Below are 13,376 nucleotides of genomic sequence, written 5' to 3' on the forward strand. Positions count from 1 at the left end.
AAAGCTCTCATTTCCTTCGCAATGACATAAATACGCTCTCGATGCGTAAGTCACAAGCTATTGATATGGGGGTGGGAACTCTACACTAAGCTTGATAAAAAAACAATTCCCTTTGGCAAAGCTAGCCGAATATATAGCAACCGCCAAGGCGATTAGGATATTTCGGTCACGCTCGCGTAGTCGAAGTGGACATTTCGACTACGCTCAGGGCGACGCTCCGCTCAATGACCAAACCGCCTTGGCGACTGCTATAAGTGCGATGGAATGTTTTTAACAATCCTTTGAACTCTACCTCAACTCACCCTAGATTAAGGGCTAGATTTATGTATAAAGTATAGCGGTTTAGATTATTTGTGCAACACATCTTAATTGTAGATTTCCTGATATTGATTGCAACCGCTACACTTTATTGTGACTAGAGTTTGAGCGAAATGTTTTATTCAATAGAGATTACTTAATCAACAGTAACTCCCTAGGGTATTTCTGTCAAGTTTTGTGGAGGAGCTGACCTCTCTTAATGATACAATATTAAATAATTTGTATCAAATCTTAAATATATTCTGCTAAATGCTGAGACTGATTACAGACTTTGATGGGCCAATAATGGATGTGTCCGATCGCTATTATCGAGTTTATCAGCAATGTCTTGCGGAGACTCAAGCTTCAGACCAACAGGTGCGCGAACTCGCCAAAGCAGAGTTTTGGGAAATGAAGCGGGCGCGGATTCCGGAAACCGAAATCGGCATTCTCTCAGGATTGGATGCTATCCAAGCCAGTGAATTTGCCCAAAAACGTCGTCACACTGTTCATACTTTCCCCTACTTGATGTACGATCGCCCATCCCCAGGAGCAGTAGAAACCTTAGAAAAGCTGCAACGGGCGGGAGTTGATTTAGTAGTGATGACTATGCGCCGCGTCAGGGAACTTGACGAAGCTTTCAACCGCTGCAATTTAGGCCACTTTTTCCCAGAAGACCGGCGTTATTGTCTCCCCAATGATTATGTTAAAACTGGGGACGTTAAAGATAAGCCGTTGCTGATGGCAAAAGCTCTCGCCGAATTGCCGCCAGCTTCTGATACTTGGATGGTTGGTGATACAGAAGCGGATATCATAGCAGCCAAAACCCACGGTGTCAAGGTAATTGGTGTTTTGTGCGGGATTCGCGATCGCAAGCAACTAGAAAGTCAGCAACCAGACTTAATTGCTAACAATTTGGGCGAAGCCGTTGAGATAATTTTCGCTCGATCTGCCAGATAAATGAGTTAACAGTCAACAATCAACTGTTGACTATATTAGACATCTCCCATAATTATTGTGGAACAGGCTTTATGACCGGTTCTTTACAGGCTTTTTGGGAGAAGTCTAGAGACTAAACTATCGTAAAAAACTGCTGACCAGCCACAGAGTTAAAAACGTAAACAAAGCAATAAATTTCTCTGTTGGGATGAGTGCTGGACTCACCAGAGAGCTTAAAATACCTCCCAGCAACAAGCCTAAAACCAAGCCCATAACTGTTAAAAGTACAGCCCGACCGAATTTTTGTTCCTTGCGATTGAGAAAATAGAGACAAGAGCCGACTCCCAGAGCTAGAGTCAACTGTAGTAAAGAATTATTAGCAGCCGGATAGATACTGAGCCCGCTCAATCCGACATAGATTCCCGCAGGCCACAAAATGTCCGATCGACTAGGAGTATCGATTAGCCGTTGCAGCCAAGCAGGACTACCAGACGGAGGAGATGGAGTAAAGCTGGCGGGTGGAGGAGTCAACCGTTCAGGAAAACGGATGCGTTCGGGGACTTTAATTTTACCCTCCTGTCGTTGTCGCAAACGATCCATCAGGATCGCGTCGTAAGCAGCTTCGATCGATTCCAAACGTTTGAGATCGCCACTGTAATGTTCAGCCAGACGAGTGCGGGCTTCTTGCACTTCATCAAAAGAAGCATCTTCATCGACCTCAAGCAGTTGATAGGGAGTTGGATCGCTCATTTTAATAACCCGCTGGAGACTCTCGTTATAGCGCAATCTTAACAAGAGAGGAAAGCGGGGCGGGGGCGAGGGCCGCTTTCCCAAAAAGTTTAGTTGCTAGTTTTTAATGATTTTAGGGAATTACCGACTAAGTAGGTAGGTTAACTCCTGAAAATCCTGTTTTGAACGTAGAAGGAAAGTCTGTAAATTTTAAGTTTTGAGTTTTAAGTTAAAGAGTTAAAATTCAAAATTTAAAATTCAAAATTTAAAACTTAAAACTACATTCTACCTTCTACCTTCTAGAGGTAGTTGTCGAGCCGCCACTGACAATTCCCGACCACTGGACTTTTTTAAGTGGCTCCCGGCGGTAGGAAAAAAAGCGCTCGGAGTCAGAATAAGTACAGTGAGGAGCGATCGCCACTTGAGAAGCATGAATTCCCAACTGTTGCAATTGCAAAGCATTGCAGCGGCGAACATCCAAACGTACTTTTCCCGGTTCAGGATCGGCCAACACAGGGGTTTGAGGCAGTTGGTGCAAAAACTCTAGAATGCTGTCGGCTGTTACACTAACCGCACCCTTGGGAGTAATGGTAGCTCCCAGTTCCGCTGCCACTTCCACAGATACCTGGTAAACCTGTCGAGCGATCGCCGGCCCCATAGCAATCCTGAGATTTTCCAGTTGACTGCCAACGGCCACAAGTTGAGCGATCGCCTCTGGTAATATCTTAGCAGCAGTCCCGCGCCAACCTGCGTGAACTGCGGCAGTCAGTCCGGTGCGATCGTCAGCAATCAACACAGGGACACAATCTGCCGTACAAACCCAAATCGCCTCAAACTCTCGCTCGGCAACCAAGCCATCAGCCTCAGCATAAATTTGGTTCCCAGTTTCCGCCCCAAGACCACTAGCAGAAACCGGAGCCACCTGACCAGTCTTGAGTACCGCATTGCCATGTACCTGCTTGACCCGGTAAACAGGAGCTCCGGGCGACAGAACTTGCACCAAGTCGATCGGGGTGCGGGGCGAAAACGGAGCCGTAAAAAAGCCGTGTTGCCAGCCTTCGAGCAAGCTACAAGTCAGATAGGGCAAACCTTCCCAACTTTGCCACTGCCAAGTAACACCCTCTGGTTCCCCAAGGCATTCATAGTCGCGAAAATTTGTCAAGCGATCGTCAGGTAAACTCATTAATGCCATGCTGCCCCAAGGGGGTCAATAATACTAAATAATTAACAATTTTGCCAAGTGAACGGACAAACTGGAATCAACTAGCTAGGTTGAACGGAATAATCGCGTTAACCAGGTACAATAGTTTAGGCTCCACTCCAGACAAGAATTACCATAAATTCGAGCCTGACTTCGATCTCCACCAAGGCCCTAGTTGAGTTGGGAAAAAAAATCGTGAAACCAGTTTCAGACAAGCATTGGACAGCCACTGTGAACACCAAAGAGCCAAATAAAAAACCTAGAGGCGCACGGAATCTTCAGCGTCTTTTGTCCGATCGCTCCCTGCTGGTGGGACTAGGTTGCCTTGCCAGTCTGGGACTACTCAGCAAAGGCATAGTGTGGGCACAAACGGAAACTCCAACAGTAGAACAGACAGCCCCTGGTGCTGCGGACCTGCAACCATTATTTGAAGCCCCTCTCCCCCTAGAACCTGCTCCCATGGCAGAAAGCGAGCCAACCCCAGAGGTAGCGGGGGAGCCTAGCTACCAAGAACCAGCTCCCGAACCGGAATACGCGACGGAACCGCCCGCGGAAGCCGCCCCTGAGACCTCAGAATATTATCTGCCGGAACCCGCACTGATACCCCTGCCGGAACCCACAGCCCAGTCGCCGGAACCTCCTTTTGAAGCGCCCGTGAACCCCGCCAACGCTTACAACGACCAGACAGACTACAGCGCCGGGGCGACCAACGGCTACGAACCGCCGACAACCATAGAATTTTCAGCTCGATCGGCCGAATGTCCCGGTGGTGAGAGTGCCTGCGCCCCTACTGCGATTTCCGAGCCTGTCACGGCCGATGCTGGAGAAGGCAACTACAACCCTCAAACTCCGATCGCCCCTGACTCCTATATTGCTACTCCTCCCTCTGGAAATGTTCCCAGAAATGTTCCAGGGCATGTTCCGGCGCCAGTTCCAGACAGTGTGGCCGGCAATGCTGGTGGCAATGTTAGCGACACCCTGGGTCAAGCCGTCGAAAAAATCGGCAGTCAGTTGTGGGGCGCGGGAACCAGACAGCCAAAATCAGTGAACGGAGACGCCGCTTACTCAGCTAATCCAGGCTACTCAGCTAATCCAGGCTACTCAGCTAATCCAGGCTACTCATCGGAGGCTGGATATTATGCTAACGCTGCATATTCGGGAAATCGTGGCGGAAGCAACTCAGATCCTGGAGCGAGTATGGGACTCGGCCCCATTGAAGTCGGCCCGATTAGTGTCAGCAGCGGTAGCAATACAGGCTTTGCTTATTACAATCTGACGCCACGTCCCGCTGGTCAGGCAGGAAATGGCAACACCAGTCTGCTGTTTCCACTATCTATTGCTGCGGCAATTACTTCGCCATTTGGGTGGCGGACTCATCCAGTTATGGGCTATGGCCGCTTTCACACCGGGACAGACTTGGGAGCGGAGTTGGGAACGCCCGTCCTGGCTGCTTATGCGGGTCAAGTGGCGATCGCCGATTGGCTAGGCGGTTATGGTTTGACGGTGGTGCTCAATCACAGTAAACAGTCTCAGGAAACTCTCTACGGACACCTTTCTGAACTGTTTGTGAAGCCCGGAGAGTGGGTGAAACAGGGAGAAACCATCGGCCGGGTTGGTAGTACAGGAATGTCCACGGGCCCTCACCTCCACTTCGAGATCCGGCAAATGACGGATCGGGGTTGGGTGGCGATCGACCCTGGTTCTCAACTAGAATTCGCCCTAGCTAAAATGATCGGCACTTTGGAAACAGCTAAATTACCACCACAAATGCCGGAAATTTTGCCAGCTAAAAACCTCAAAGGGTTCAAAGATTTGGAAAACGATCTGCCCCAACTACCACCTCTGCCAGTGGGAATGGACATCGAAGTTCACAATCTCCAGCCACCATTTCCTGAATTAGTAAAAGCTGAGGTTTCTCAACCGAAAGAGCAGCAAGTATCGCAACCAAAAACTCAGAAAACTCAGAAAACTCAGCAGCAAGCTAGCAGGTAAAAATTCGGATGGGCTTCTCAGAGACATATAGAATGACACCTCAAAAACTTAGTGTTTCTGTCAAAGGAACAGGATTTCCGATCCTATGTTTGCACGGTCATCCTGGCTCAGGCTCTTGTATGTCAGTGTTTACCGAACACTTATCTGAGCGATTCCAAACCATCGCCCCAGACTTGCGGGGATACGGCAACAGTCGCACTTTTACTCCCTTTGACATGACGGATCATCTCCTCGATTTAGAAGCGCTTTTAGACCGATTTGGGATCGATCGCTGTTTGGTACTGGGATGGTCTTTAGGGGGAATTTTAGCCCTGGAATTAGCGATGAAATATCCGCAGCGAGTCACGGGTTTGATTATACTTGCATCCGCCGCCAAACCCAGAGGCAGTCACCCTCCGGTATCTTGGCAAGATAACTTTTATACGGGTGTAGCCGGAATCATCAATTGGGTGATACCGGGCTGGCAATGGAATATTGATACTTTTGGTAGGCGATCGCTCTTTCGCTACTTAATACAACAGCATACAAGCACTCCCTATCGCTATTTAGCCCGCGCAGGTACTCCCGCCTATCTCCAGACTTCCCCCACGGCTACCAAAGCCTTAAATACGGCTCTGAGGGCTGGATATAACCGACTACTCAACCTCGGCGATATTCAATGCCCTTCCTTAGTCATGGCTGGAGAGGGCGATCGGCACATCACCTCGGCATCCAGTTTAGAAACAGCCCAACACCTCCTGGAATGTCAGTGGGAGTGCTATCCCAATACAGCCCACTTATTCCCCTGGGAAATTCCCGATCGGGTACTTGCAGATATCGATCGCTGGATAGAAAACTTCCCTCAGACAGTTAAGTAGAAGGAAGAAGGAAGAAGGAAGAAGGAAGAAGTAATATCAAATCCATTGACATCGGAATTATTATTTCTCTCTTCTCTTTCTCTGTGTCCTCTGTGTTCTCTGTGGTTTAATCATTCCGATAAAACCGGAATTGAGATAAGAAGGAAGAAGGAAGAAGGAAGAAGTAACCCCCCCATCTCCAGGGCTGTAACATTGCTAAGAAAAACAAGGGTATTGGTAATAGGTAATTGGTAATCTGAGTTCAGCTTAGCGGCCAGCTAGGAATTGTGTCCCATTACCCGCTCACCATTCCCCGTTACCCATTACCTATTAGCCACCAGCAATTTGAGGTCAAAAAGTCAATAGTTTTGAAGACAAAACTATTGACTCCCCTTGCTGCTATTGACCGCTAAAAACCGGGAACATCCCTGGATCACCAAGCTTTCCCAAGTCATCTGCTACTGTCAAATTCACAGGTTTGCAACGTTGAATCGAAACACTAATACCTTGAGCCTCTTCATTTTCTATGTCTTCTACATATCCTGTTTGTGCAGCTTGGGCCTCTTTAGCGGTCATAAACGGGCCAAAATAATAAATGCACCGTGGCGATGCAGTTTTAACTTCCACCCACCAAGCTAAACCGAAGAAGTTGAGTAAGCTAATCAAGAGTTCTTTCATGGGGATTTCTAATGTATTTTACTTTTTGTCCAGAGTGCGGGCTGCAAGGCTGATGCCTTAGTTATTTACACTTTGTTATAATAGTTATAAGCTTTATAGACAAATATATACACCTGTCTAGCAAGCTCCTTTGTAAGGATTAATCCTTACCGGAGGTACTACTACCCCCTTCTCTCCCCTCTACAGCCGGCTAAGGCTATATAGTTTGGGGTTCCCTGACATGGTTTTTGGATGGAATTGTAGTTGAGATATCCTCTCCTTTGAAATACTCACCGTCGTGAACTAGCGGTGATTCTTGACACTTCATCGGATGAAGCTACCGGAGTAGTCTTACTCTTCCTCTGTGTCCGTTTAGAGTCGTGGCGATTCCCCATCCCGACTTGATTTATATTTTTTGCTGCATTCTCGTCTCTATCGTGCTCAATACCACAGCTTAGACAAAGCACCGAACGAATAGAAAGGTCTAATTTCCCCCATTTAAAACCACAGTCGGAACAGACTTGGCTCGTAGGTTCCCAGCGACTAATTACCCTAAACTCACGCCCAAACTTCTCCGATTTAGCTTCACAAAGGGAACGAAATTCGTACCAACCTTGTTGACTAATTACCATGGCTAATTTGCGATTCTTGACCATTCCTGACACATTCAAATCCTCCAAAATAATTGTTTGGTTTTCACTGACTACTTTGGTTGATAGTTTTTGCAGGAAATCTTGACGCAAGTCAGCAATTCGATTGTGCGTTTTGGCTATTTTAATTCGAGTTTTATGCCTGCGTTTTGAGTCTTTCTGCTGTCGGGCTAGCTGTTTCTGAAGTTTACGAACTTTTTTGTCTAGCTTTTTACAGCTAGGGCTTTTAGCTTTCCCTCCATCACTCATTACCGCAAAGGTTTTAATCCCTAAATCAATACCGACGCTCATGTGTTTAGCTTCGACTTGAACGGGTTCAACCTCCACCACGAAACTCAAGAAGTAACGGTTGGCACAATCTTTAATGACCGTTACTGATGTCGGATCGGATGGTAGTTCTCTCGACCAAATAGGCTTAATATTGCCAATTTTAGCTAGATAGACTTCCTCCCCTTTAATTGAAAAACCGCCAATCCTAAAACGTGCCGACTGACTGTTCGTGCGTTTCTTGAACTTGGGATACCCAACCTTGCGCCCCTTCCTTTTGCCTTTGCAAGACTGAAAAAAGTTCTTAAAAGCTGTTTCCAGATCTGCTACAGATTGTTGTAACGGGATATTCGATACTTCACTTAGCCAAGCTCTTTCGGTTGTCTGTTTCGCTTGAGTGATTACTACCTTTTGAAGTTCTGCCGATTTCGGCTTTTTCTCCGACTGCTTGCACAGTGCAAGAGCATCATTCCAGACTACGCGGACGCAACCAAACAACTGCGCTAAACTCTGTCGCTGTTGGTCTGTCGGATAGATTCTGTATCGATACCTTGCTTTCATTATTTTTGCTTTTTACTTACTCTATTATACTAGGTCTTACACGAGCGAGAAAAATTAAAGCCGTCTTGAAAGACGGGGCTTGTACCCATTCTTTTGGTCATTTTTTTTTTACGGATGATATAATTGGCGTAGTTGAAAAAAAATTATATAGCCTCTCTCAGTTAGGTTAGGTACACATGGTAATGAGTGATGCCTATTCTAATATGAAGGAAATTTTCTAATCAGGTGTGGCATTTTTTTAATTACCTAAAATGGGAAACTTGGGGGTCGATCGCCCCGGCTTTAAGGGGCGATCGGACTAATTAATTTGACGAGCTGTGTACATGAAACTTCTTGGGTCCGCGCTGGCGGTAAATTTCATATAAAGCCATGCCCGTTGCTACGGAGACATTCAGGCTAGGTGTATTCCCCCTTAATGGAATTGAAACTAATCCGTCACAGCCACGCTGTATCAAAAGGCTCAAACCGTCAGCTTCGCCGCCTACAACTAAAACCGTGGGCCCGGAGAAATTCACTGTCTCTACCGATTGACTGGCCGTAGCGGCAGTGCCGTAAATCCAAAATCCAGCCTCTTTCAATTCTTCCAAAGCCCGACTCAGATTGACAACCCTCGCTACGGGTAAATTTTCCAAGGCCCCGGCTGCCACTTTTCTAACCGCGGAGGTAATCCCAACGGCGCGCCGCTGGGGTATCACTACGCCCTGAGTGCCCAATGCTTCTGCGGTGCGAATAATTGCCCCTAAATTGTGGGGATCGTTGAGTCCTTCTGCTACCACAATTACCGGATGTTCCGCAGCAGATTTAGCCTTGGCGATTAGTTCACTCAAATCCAGGTATTCGTGGGCTGATATTTGAGCTGCTACACCTTGATGGTTAGCTTTGCGCGTGATGTAGTCGAGGCGCAAATCGTCCACTTCGTCGATGATGCTACCGTTGGACTTGGCTTCGGTTAGCAAGCTGTGAAAGCGGGGATCGTAGCGCAGATGTGGCACAACCCAGATCCGGTTGAGCACTTGGTTTGCTTCTAAAGCAGCCTGCACAGCATGGCGGCCGTAAATCATGTCTGTGTCTGCTTCTGGTTGTACTACGGTGTTGCTTCCAGGATCAACCGCGCCATTGTCTCTGTTTTTGTAATAATTGCCACGGGATTCCTGGGGACTGCTGTCTCTGTTTTTGTAATAATTGCCACGGGATTCCTGGGGGCTGTTGTCTCTGTCTCTGAAACGATTGCCACGAAATTCTTGGGGGCTGCTGTCTCTGTCTCTGAAGCTATTGTCGCGAAATTCTTGGGGGCTACTGTCTCTGTCTCTGAAACGATTGCCACGAAATTCTTGGGGGCTGCTGTCTCTGTCTCTGAAACGATTGCCACGAAATTCTTGGGGGCTACTGTCTCTGTCTCTGAAGCTATTGTCGCGAAATTCTTGGGGGCTACTGTCTCTGTCTCTGTCTCTGAAGTGATTATTTTTTCGCAGTTCGGGTTTGTCCTCGGAGTTTAAGTTGCGTTTATAAACCGATCGCACGGGCATTTCTTGCGGTTGTGGGGTAAAGCTCGATCGCTTTTGAGGTGCTGCTACGGAGCGGGTATCTGGACGGGGTTTTCGTTCAAAACGGGGAGATGGTGACGAATCCTCACCGCGGCCCTCGCCGTTGAAGGGTCTGCTGTCGCGTTTGGGCCCTTGGGGGTTTGGTCTAGTAAATTTTCTCATTTGTTTGTTCTGGCTGTAAAACTGGTTTTTGCTCAAAACCAAGGATTTTTTGATTTTTTGATTGACCGATCGCTCTAGGACTTTTGAGATTTTAGATTGGTTCTGATTTGAGGATCTTGCTGTTTTTCGTTGCTAATTTATTACTCATAAATCCTCTTTACATTAGAAGGATTTTGGCAACTTTTGGTAGGCGATGGCAGGCTTTTTAAGTAATAATTCGCTACTTGTAATTTCTAATCGCTAAAACCGTTAACTTTCAATTTCTAAAAGTGCCATAAGTAGGGTCAATCTTTCGGGATCGGTGAGGTATAAGTATCCCACCAAGGTTTCTAAGCTGCTAGCTTGTTGGTAAATCTCTGGATCTGCCCGTGTGGAACGGCTTGCAGCAGCATTGCGGCCGCGTTTGACAATTGCTAATTCTGTGCTGTTCAAATAAGGAGCGATCGAGCGCAAATGACGCGCTTGAGTTTCGGCTCGTACTTGTCCCACCACCAATTGGTGATAAGTTTGCATTTTTTTGGGCGGAACTAAGTACAAAGTCCTAACGTATAGTTCGTATACTGCATCTCCCAAGTAAGCCCAAGCTGCTGGCGACAGCCTTTCCATTGCTGCTGATGTCACCATCCCAGGATGTAATTGATTGACACTGATATCACTAAAACTCAGCTTTTGTCCATTATCTGCCATCGGCGACATACTTTTTTAATCAAACTTCCGCACAGTTTTTTCTAGTCACTTACTAATCTGGTCTAACAAGGCTCGTTTTAACTTGATATTTACCTAAGCTTTATTGTTTAACATAGGCTGTAAAATTATACCATTTTTTTAGGTATTTACTACAGATTCTTGGTCTCCTGACAAACATAAGAATTTGCTATCCAGTTGTCAGAACCGGATAGCTAATCTCATCCAATTATTCGTCAAGCATCCTTGACGTTTTTTATGGCATCATCCACATTCGGCTGCAAAGACAAAAATTTCTCTAAGCGAACCAGTTTAACTGTCTGAGTTACGCGGGGATTGGAAACAATTTGCAAGGTCCCGTCAAAAGTTTGGGCTTTTTTGACAAGTTGCACAAGGGCTCCCAAGCCTGAACTATCCACAAAGTCAATTTTAGACAAGTCTAAAATTACGTGTTTTGGACCATCCTCAATACATTTGGTCAGTACCTTCCGAAAAGTAGCCTCGGAAAAAGCGTCCAGTAGGCCAATCAGGCGAAATAGCTGATAGTTATTCCCGACTTCGCGAGTGCCTCTGAGGCTAACGGTCAGGTTCAATTGCTCAGAAATGACACCCTCCTAGCTAGATATTGCTTAAAGTCGAGGTTTCATTGTAGGAGTTTTTTGATCTTTTGTCTACTGTTTAGTCATTAGTCATTGGTCATTGGTCATTAGTTATTGGTTATTGGTTAGCTGACTGTTGACTGTTGACTGTTGACCAATGACCGCTGACTACTGACTACTTAACGGCTACTTTCTGATGTTCTCGCATGGACTGCACGAATCGATCGAACAAATAGTCGGCATCATGGGGACCCGGACTGGCTTCGGGGTGGTACTGGACTGAGAACAGTGGCAGGGTTTTGTGCTTCAATCCGGCTACGGTGCGATCGTTCAAGTTGAGGTGAGTAATTTCTACTTCGGGAACTAACGACTCAGGGTCGATGGCAAAACCGTGATTTTGGCTAGTGATTTCTACTTGCTGGGTTAAACCCGCCGGGTGATTCAATCCCCGGTGCCCAAACTTGAGTTTAAAAGTTTCCGCACCCAAAGAAAGTCCTAAAATCTGGTGTCCCATGCAGATGCCGAACACAGGTTTGTCCGACTTTAACAAAGCCTTCGCCGTCTCGATTCCTTCCTTTACCGCCGAAGGGTCTCCAGGGCCATTGGACAGAAAAATGCCGTCTGGGTTGTACTTGAGGATTTCCTCTGGGCTGGTGTTTGCGGGGACAACAATTACTCGACAGCCGTAACTGGCCAAACGCCGTAGAATGTTGCGTTTGATGCCAAAATCCAGGGCCACCACCGTCCACATTTCACCACTGGCCGGTTTGACTGTCGGACTAAATTCCCAAACCGATGCTGTGGGTTCAGACCACTCATACACCTCGCGGGTAGTCACTTCCCGAACCAGATTTAGCCCGTCCATGGTGGGGGCGTCTTGCACTTGCTCCAAGAGCTCGGCAGGGTCGAGAATCGAGGTAGAAATACCACCGTTGACTGCTCCTACCGTGCGAATTTTGCGAGTCAGGGCGCGGGTGTCGATGCCGTAAATTCCTGGGATATTGTACTGTTTGAGGTAGTCTGGGAGAGATTGGGACGATCGCCAGTTGCTAGGGCGAGTGCATATATTGCGAGCGATGGCTGCTCGAATATGGGGGTGGGAAGACTCTTCATCTTCGAGATTTACCCCGGTATTGCCCAATTCTGGATAAGTAAAAGTTACGATTTGTCCCGAATAACTAGGGTCTGTCAAGACTTCTTGATAGCCCGTCATCCCTGTATTGAATACTACTTCGCCGACGACTGTGCCGTGAGCGCCAAAGGACCAGCCGCGGTAAGCAGTACCATCAGCGAGGACTAGGAGAGCGGGTTGTGCAGTTGAAAGTGACATGGCATCCTTAATTACTGTCGTCTGGTTTCATTCTTATCACTGCCGGGGATTTGATGCTAGCCGGCAAAATACAAATATTATTTCAAATTTCTGCTATACAACTTTCTGTCTGGGAAAGCAACCAGCCTCTATCTGGTCGATCGAACTTTTGTAATACTGATGAGGCGAGGCGATCGCAACGGCGAAATCTATACCAATTGGCGGTTGTCGCTGTTAGGATCGAGCTACAGCATTTCCATAAATTATGACTAGCAAATCTCTGGAGCTTTTACTCTCAAACTTATACAACCATCAACGGCACGCTCCAAAACTACGCAAACCGTTACTGGTTTTAACAGCCGTTATTTCTGTAAGTAGTTCAATCTTAGTTGATTGGGGGCTAAACTCCTCGCGAGCAGTGGCTCAAGAAACTGAGGGATGCTTCATGCGGAGTTCCTCGGGGCGAACTGTCAACTTAAGCCAATCGGTGTGCGGTTTTCTCCCCAAAGAATTGACTCCTGTTGCTCCCACAGGAGCCAAGTCGGGAGTATTTCAGGCAAAGATTAAACGCCGAGAGGCGAATATCCCGGTTATAGAAGTCACGTTTAACGGCATACAAAAGTTCGATATGATGGTAGATTCTGGAGCCAGTGGCACAGTAATTACACCAGCCATGGCTAAAGCCTTGGGGGTAATTCCCCAGGGGACAGTACAAGCAAAAACTCCCAACGGAGAGGCTACTTTTCCACTAGGTCGCCTCACTTCTATTCAAGCGGGTGGTTTGTCGATTAAAAATGTAGTTGTGGCAATTTCACCGTCTTTGGAGATCGGGCTTTTGGGTCACGACTTTTTTGGTGATAAAGATGTGACGATTAAGCAAGATGTGATTGAATTTAGAGATCGATCTTAGGAATGAGTTAGTTGTTATTTGTTATTTTTAACAACAGTC

General features: G+C 46.9%; 12 protein-coding genes. 4 read left to right on the plus strand and 8 right to left on the minus strand.

Annotated elements, in window-relative coordinates:
- Positions 1 to 567: 567 nt before the first annotated feature.
- Complete coding sequence (locus P2A85_RS26380) at positions 568 to 1,257, plus strand: HAD family hydrolase (protein WP_377476302.1); 690 nt, start codon at positions 568 to 570, stop codon at positions 1,255 to 1,257.
- A 117-nt stretch (positions 1,258 to 1,374) separates the two neighbouring features.
- Here P2A85_RS26380 and P2A85_RS26385 read toward each other — a convergent pair whose 3' ends face one another.
- Positions 1,375 to 1,986: a CPP1-like family protein gene (locus P2A85_RS26385; RefSeq protein WP_340525029.1), complete on the minus strand. Its 612-nt coding sequence runs from the start codon at positions 1,984 to 1,986 to the stop codon at positions 1,375 to 1,377.
- A 271-nt stretch (positions 1,987 to 2,257) separates the two neighbouring features.
- Positions 2,258 to 3,148, minus strand: a complete 891-nt coding sequence (gene pgeF / locus P2A85_RS26390) for a peptidoglycan editing factor PgeF (RefSeq protein ID WP_377481737.1) — start codon at positions 3,146 to 3,148, stop codon at positions 2,258 to 2,260.
- A gap of 213 nt (positions 3,149 to 3,361) precedes the next feature.
- Here pgeF and P2A85_RS26395 point away from each other — a divergent pair, with 213 nt between their 5' ends.
- Positions 3,362 to 5,158: a peptidoglycan DD-metalloendopeptidase family protein gene (locus tag P2A85_RS26395; RefSeq protein WP_377476304.1), complete on the plus strand. Its 1,797-nt coding sequence runs from the start codon at positions 3,362 to 3,364 to the stop codon at positions 5,156 to 5,158.
- A 32-nt stretch (positions 5,159 to 5,190) separates the two neighbouring features.
- The gene (locus P2A85_RS26400; protein ID WP_377476306.1) at positions 5,191 to 6,015 is read left to right on the plus strand and encodes an alpha/beta fold hydrolase; all 825 of its coding nucleotides are present in this window, start codon (positions 5,191 to 5,193) and stop codon (positions 6,013 to 6,015) included.
- Positions 6,016 to 6,393: 378 nt separating this feature from the next.
- On the opposite strand, the gene P2A85_RS26405 is transcribed toward P2A85_RS26400, so the two are convergent.
- The 6 genes from P2A85_RS26405 to carA all read right to left on the minus strand — a co-directional run bounded on the left by P2A85_RS26405 (position 6,394) and on the right by carA (position 12,448).
- Entirely contained in the window at positions 6,394 to 6,672 is a 279-nt protein-coding gene (locus P2A85_RS26405) for a DUF1816 domain-containing protein (protein ID WP_377476308.1), read from the minus strand.
- Between the two features lie 269 nt (positions 6,673 to 6,941).
- A complete protein-coding gene (locus P2A85_RS26410; protein ID WP_377476310.1) occupies positions 6,942 to 8,129 on the minus strand; it encodes an RNA-guided endonuclease InsQ/TnpB family protein in 1,188 nt (395 codons plus the stop codon).
- 302 nt (positions 8,130 to 8,431) lie between these two features.
- Positions 8,432 to 9,835 (minus strand): 23S rRNA (guanosine(2251)-2'-O)-methyltransferase RlmB, encoded by a 1,404-nt coding sequence (rlmB, locus tag P2A85_RS26415; protein WP_377476312.1) that lies wholly within the window; start codon positions 9,833 to 9,835, stop codon positions 8,432 to 8,434.
- A 249-nt stretch (positions 9,836 to 10,084) separates the two neighbouring features.
- Positions 10,085 to 10,531, minus strand: coding sequence for a Mini-ribonuclease 3 (locus P2A85_RS26420; protein ID WP_340525332.1), 447 nt, complete (start codon positions 10,529 to 10,531; stop codon positions 10,085 to 10,087).
- A 224-nt stretch (positions 10,532 to 10,755) separates the two neighbouring features.
- Positions 10,756 to 11,112, minus strand: a complete 357-nt coding sequence (locus P2A85_RS26425; protein ID WP_377476314.1) for an STAS domain-containing protein — start codon at positions 11,110 to 11,112, stop codon at positions 10,756 to 10,758.
- 181 nt (positions 11,113 to 11,293) lie between these two features.
- Positions 11,294 to 12,448: a glutamine-hydrolyzing carbamoyl-phosphate synthase small subunit gene (gene carA, locus P2A85_RS26430; protein WP_377476316.1), complete on the minus strand. Its 1,155-nt coding sequence runs from the start codon at positions 12,446 to 12,448 to the stop codon at positions 11,294 to 11,296.
- Positions 12,449 to 12,872: 424 nt separating this feature from the next.
- Between carA and P2A85_RS26435 the strand changes: the two genes are divergently transcribed.
- Positions 12,873 to 13,337: a TIGR02281 family clan AA aspartic protease gene (locus P2A85_RS26435; protein WP_377476318.1), complete on the plus strand. Its 465-nt coding sequence runs from the start codon at positions 12,873 to 12,875 to the stop codon at positions 13,335 to 13,337.
- The last annotated feature ends 39 nt before the right edge of the window (positions 13,338 to 13,376 follow it).

It is taken from the genome of Microcoleus anatoxicus, from assembly GCF_042465725.1.
Taxonomy (GTDB): Bacteria; Cyanobacteriota; Cyanobacteriia; order Cyanobacteriales; family Microcoleaceae; genus Microcoleus; species Microcoleus anatoxicus.